Annotated in this window: 6 protein-coding genes; 4 read left to right on the top strand and 2 right to left on the bottom strand. The window is 71.1% G+C overall.

The window, feature by feature from the left end; translation table 11 throughout:
- Positions 1 to 85: 85 nt before the first annotated feature.
- Positions 86 to 436: a metallopeptidase family protein gene (locus J3476_RS27725; RefSeq protein ID WP_207069459.1), complete on the top strand. Its 351-nt coding sequence runs from the start codon at positions 86 to 88 to the stop codon at positions 434 to 436.
- A gap of 58 nt (positions 437 to 494) precedes the next feature.
- Entirely contained in the window at positions 495 to 695 is a 201-nt protein-coding gene (locus tag J3476_RS27720; protein WP_207069458.1) for a hypothetical protein, read from the top strand.
- Here J3476_RS27720 and J3476_RS27715 read toward each other — a convergent pair.
- Complete coding sequence (locus J3476_RS27715) at positions 675 to 1,376, bottom strand: histidine phosphatase family protein (RefSeq protein ID WP_207069457.1); 702 nt, start codon at positions 1,374 to 1,376, stop codon at positions 675 to 677. The two genes, J3476_RS27720 and J3476_RS27715, sit on opposite strands and share 21 nt — an antisense overlap.
- Positions 1,373 to 2,305 (bottom strand): prephenate dehydratase, encoded by a 933-nt coding sequence (gene pheA / locus J3476_RS27710; RefSeq protein ID WP_207069456.1) that lies wholly within the window; start codon positions 2,303 to 2,305, stop codon positions 1,373 to 1,375. The genes J3476_RS27715 and pheA overlap by 4 nt, the downstream gene beginning before the upstream one ends.
- Before the next feature lie 113 nt (positions 2,306 to 2,418).
- On the opposite strand from pheA, the gene J3476_RS27705 reads away from it, so the two are divergent.
- Both J3476_RS27705 and J3476_RS27700 read left to right on the top strand, forming a co-directional pair.
- On the top strand, positions 2,419 to 3,234 hold the full coding sequence (locus tag J3476_RS27705) for a DUF2470 domain-containing protein (protein ID WP_207069455.1): 816 nt from the start codon (positions 2,419 to 2,421) through the stop codon (positions 3,232 to 3,234).
- A gap of 49 nt (positions 3,235 to 3,283) precedes the next feature.
- Positions 3,284 to 4,051, top strand: coding sequence for a type II CAAX endopeptidase family protein (locus tag J3476_RS27700; RefSeq protein ID WP_207069454.1), 768 nt, complete (start codon positions 3,284 to 3,286; stop codon positions 4,049 to 4,051).
- Positions 4,052 to 4,340: the final 289 nt, after the last annotated feature.

The raw sequence follows: 4,340 nt of genomic DNA, 5'->3' as shown, positions 1-4,340 counted from the left end.
CCCGCCGATCCTGCTGCGCCGGCGCTGCCGCCGCCACCGCCCGCGCCTGCCCCCCTGCCGCCGCCACCGCCGGGGATGTAGTCCGGTGGCCGTGCGGATGAGCCCGCAACGGTTCGAGGAACTGGTCGGTGACGCACTCGACCTGATCCCGCAGCAGCTTGCCGCGGCGATCGACAACGTGGTGATCCTGGTCGCCGACCGCAATGCCGAGGAGCCCGACCTGCTGGGACTGTACGAGGGTGTCGCGCTCACCGAACGGGACTCGTTCTACGCCGGGGCGCTGCCCGACACCATCAGCATCTACCGCGAGGCATTGCTGGACGTGTGCGACAGCGAGGCGCAGGTGGTCGACGAGGTCGCGGTCACGGTGATCCACGAGGTCGCCCACCACTTCGGCATCGACGATGAACGCCTGCACGAACTCGGCTGGGCGTGAGGCGAAAGGCTGCGCGCGGCAACCTGATTCTGTCGGCGACAGGTGCTATGAACGGATCATGACCGAACAGTGCCGCGCCTGCCGGGCGGGCTTGGAGCACTGTCACGGTGCGTTGATCCACCATCCGTACCGCCGTGACGAGTGCACCGAGCCCGACTGCTTTGTCACCGATGTCGCTCATGCGTTGCACCTGGACTGTGACGCGGTGGGCTGCACGTGCGACGTCGCGGTCGCGGTGTCAGCCCATCGGGTCGGCTGACACCGACGCGCCGCCGTCGTGCACCGTGACCGCGCTGGGTTCGGGGTGAAACGGCGGGCTCGCCGTGCCCCACTGCAGGCAATCCCACCGCTGTCCGTCGACCGGGGCCAGCACCACCGACTCGGTGTTGGCCAGGTGGTGGTCGATCGCGAAAGCCCCGTCCACGTCGCCCAGGACCGCCGCCACCAGCCGGATCGCCGCGCCGTGGCTGACCACGACGATGTCGTGGTGCCACCCGTCGTCATCGAGGTACTGCCTGCGAAGCCGGTCGAGGACCGGCAGATAACGTTCCAGGACCTGGTGGCCGTTCTCTCCGCCGGGCAGCGCCAGGCTCAGTTCGCCGCCGTGCCAGCGCCGGTAGGTGCCGTTGAACTCGTCGTGGGCGGCCTCGTCGCTGCGGTTCTCCAGGTCACCCACCTGGACCTCGTGGATTCCGTCGAATTCCTGCAGCCCGTGCACGACGGCCGGGGCCGCGGCGTGGACCTCGCCGGCGGTCTGCACGGCCCGGGTCGCCGTCGAGTGCACGATCAGTCCAGGCGGTTCGGCCAGAGCTGCCGCGAAGCCCCGAGCCTGCTCGCGGCCGAGGTCGGTCAGTTCGGCACCGGGCGGCCGGGTGTCCAGGCGCCGCGCCACATTGCTGTGCGACTGGCCGTGCCGCACCAGTACCAGCCGGCCGCTCACGGGTGTCCCTCGCGCAACCCGTCGAGCCATGCTGTCGCCTCGTCCATCGGGGGCGGCACCGCGCCGGCGACCTCTCCGGTCGGCCACGAGCCCAGGTAACGGACGTCGGCGCAGCGCCGGTGCAGTGCGCGCAGCGCCTCAGCGACCGAGTCGTCGTCGATGTGTCCGACGAAATCCAGGAAGAACATGTAGGTACCGAGTTCCGTGCGGGTGGGTCGGGACTCGATGCGGGTCAGGTCGATGTCGCGGATGGCCAGTTCTGTCATCGCCGCGACCAGCGCCCCGGGCGCGTTGTCCAGCCGCAGCACGACCGAGGTGCGGTCCGCTCCGGTGCGCTTCGGTGGCCGGGCGGGCGCGCCCACGAGTACGAACCGGGTGCGCGCGTTGGCCTCGTCGACGACGTCGCCGGCCAGGGCCTGCAGCCCGTACCGCTGGGCCGCCAGCGCGGTCGTGACGGCGGCGTCGGCCTGACCGGCGGCGACGTCCTTGGCGGCGGCGGCATTCGAATTGGCCGGCACCAGTTCGGTTTTGGGCAGGCGGGCGGCCAGCCAGTGTTTGACCTGGGCGGCGGCCACCGGGAAGGCGGCCACGGTCCGCACGTCACCGGCTGCGGTTGCCGGTCGCACCGCGATGGTGAACGACACCTCGAGTGTCAGCTCGGCGAAGATCTGCAGCGGTGCGTCAGCGGCGAGGCTGTCCAGTGTCGGGGACACCGACCCGTCGATCGAGTTCTCGATCGGCACGACGGCGTAGTCGGCGTCTGCGGCGCGCACCGCGGCCAGCGCGGCGACGGTGCTCTCGGTGGGAATCGGAGTCAGCGGCGAGGGATCGAGCGTCTCGGCGGGCGGGATCAGGCCCTGCGCCTCGATGGCACGCAGCGCCGCCTCGGTGAACGTTCCTTCGGGGCCGAGATAAGCGATGCCGGGCACCGCACCAGCGTATCCGGTCGGCCCGGTAATGCCGTTCCGCTGCGGGAAAGCCTTGCGTCGCCGGCGCACATCGATTTAAGTTAGCCTCACCTTACCAACAGAAAGGTGTTGCGATGGCCGCTTCCGCACCGACTTCGGCGCCCACCACAGCGGAACGGATCCGCAGCGCCTGTGTCCGCGCCGACGGGGCGATGCTCGCGGTGGCCGGGGGCGACCCCACCCCCACCCCCGTGCACCACCTGCTCGACGACGGCTCGTTCGTGGTCGTGGCACCCGACGACGCCACGCCCGGAACCGTCCTCTCTGCCACCGCGTGCGCGGGCGCCGCCGGGGTACCCGCCGTGCTCGAGATGACCGACTACGCGCCGCTTGCGCTGCGTGAACCGGTGCGCGCGCTGGTGTGGATCCAGGGCCGACTCAGACAGGTGCCGGCCGGTGAGCTGCCCGCGCTGCTGGACCGCGTCGCCAGCGCCGACCCCAACCCCGCTCTGCTGCAGGTCAATTCGGACGAGTCCAACATCGGGCCGGAAGGCGACGTCCGACTCGCCCTTCTGCGGCTGCAGATCGAATCCGTGGTGGTGGCCGATGCCACCGGCGCCGAGTCCGTGCCTCCGGCGGCCCTGCTGACGGCCCGACCGGATCCGTTCTGCGCGATGGAGTCCTGCTGGCTGCAGCATCTCGAGGCCGCACACCACGACGTGGTGGACCGACTCGCCGCCCGCCTGCCGAGCGCATTGCGCCGGGGGCGGGTCCGGCCGCTGGGCCTGGACCGCTACGGCGTCCGGTTGCGCATCGAATCCGCCGACGGTGACCACGACGTCCGCCTGCCGTTCACCCGACCGGTCGACGACGTGACCGCTCTCAGCCAGGCGATCCGCGTGCTGATGGGCTGCCCGTTCCTCAACGGGCTGCGCGCCCGCGGCGCCTGACCGCTGCCGGAGACCGCGGCCTTTCCCGGGGGCGGCTACCGTGGCTGCGGTGACCGGCCCGACCGACGAGCTGACCGATGAACAGCGACGTGCGCTGCGCATCGAGATCGCCGTCGTCCTGGCGGTCACCTTCGCGCTCAGCGCCTACACGTCGCTGCTGAGCCTCATCGAAAGTGTCCTGTTGGGGCTGTCGGGCCAGATCGTGGCGCTCAACCCACGTCGCTCACCGTTCGACCTCATCGACCTCGGCCTCAATCTCGCCAGTCTGTTCCAGTTGCTGGCCTGGGGCGCGCTGGCCGTCTACCTGCTGTGGCGAGGCGGCGACGGGCCCGCCCGCATCGGCCTGAGCCGGATCCGTTGGCGCGGCGACGTACTGGGCGGGCTCGGGTTGGCCACCCTGATCGGAGTGCCGGGGCTGGCGCTCTACCAGATCGCGCGCGTCCTCGGTGTCAACGCAGCTGTCGAACCGGCCGAGCTCAACGACACCTGGTGGCGTGTCGCGGTGTTGCTGCTGCTGTCGTTCGGCAACGGCTGGGCCGAGGAGATCATCGTCGTCGGGTTCCTTCTGACGCGGTTGCGCCAGCTTCGCGTCAACCCCTGGCTCGCCCTGCTGATCTCGAGCCTGCTGCGCGGCGTCTACCACCTCTATCAGGGGTTCGGCGCCGGGCTGGGCAATGTCGCGATGGGACTGGTGTTCGGTTACGTCTGGCAGCGCACCGGGCGCCTGTGGCCGCTGATCATCGCCCACACACTGATCGACGCGGTGGCATTCGTCGGATATTCCCTGCTGGCAGGCCGGCTGGGCTGGCTTCAGTAGTCCCCGGCGGCGCGTACATTCTTGCTGTGACCGACGAGCGGCCGCCGTATCCGGGGTTTCGCCGACCCCCGGCAGGCTTCCCCGAGCGTCGGGAGCCCCCACCGGCGATCCGTCGCGACCCTCGTCACCAGCCGCCTCCGCCTGCACCTCCGCCGCCATATCGGCCACCGCCACCGCCGCAGCACCACCGGCCGCCACCGCCACCGCCGGGACCGGCGCGGCGGCCCGCGCCGCCGCGCCGCCCGGCGCCCCCTCCTCCGCGACCCCCTCGCTCTGCGCCACCTGCTCC

This window comes from Mycobacterium sp. PO1 (assembly GCF_017312405.1).
Taxonomy (GTDB): Bacteria; Actinomycetota; Actinomycetes; order Mycobacteriales; family Mycobacteriaceae; genus Mycobacterium.
Note: the sequence above shows the minus strand (reverse complement) of the source record. Positions and strands in the feature narration are given on the sequence as shown.

Coding starts and splice junctions, on each gene's coding strand:
- J3476_RS27720 (WP_207069458.1), top strand. CDS start 495: ATGACCGAACAGTGCCGCGCCTGCCGGGCGGGCTTGGAGCACTGTCAC.
- J3476_RS27705 (WP_207069455.1), top strand. CDS start 2,419: ATGGCCGCTTCCGCACCGACTTCGGCGCCCACCACAGCGGAACGGATC.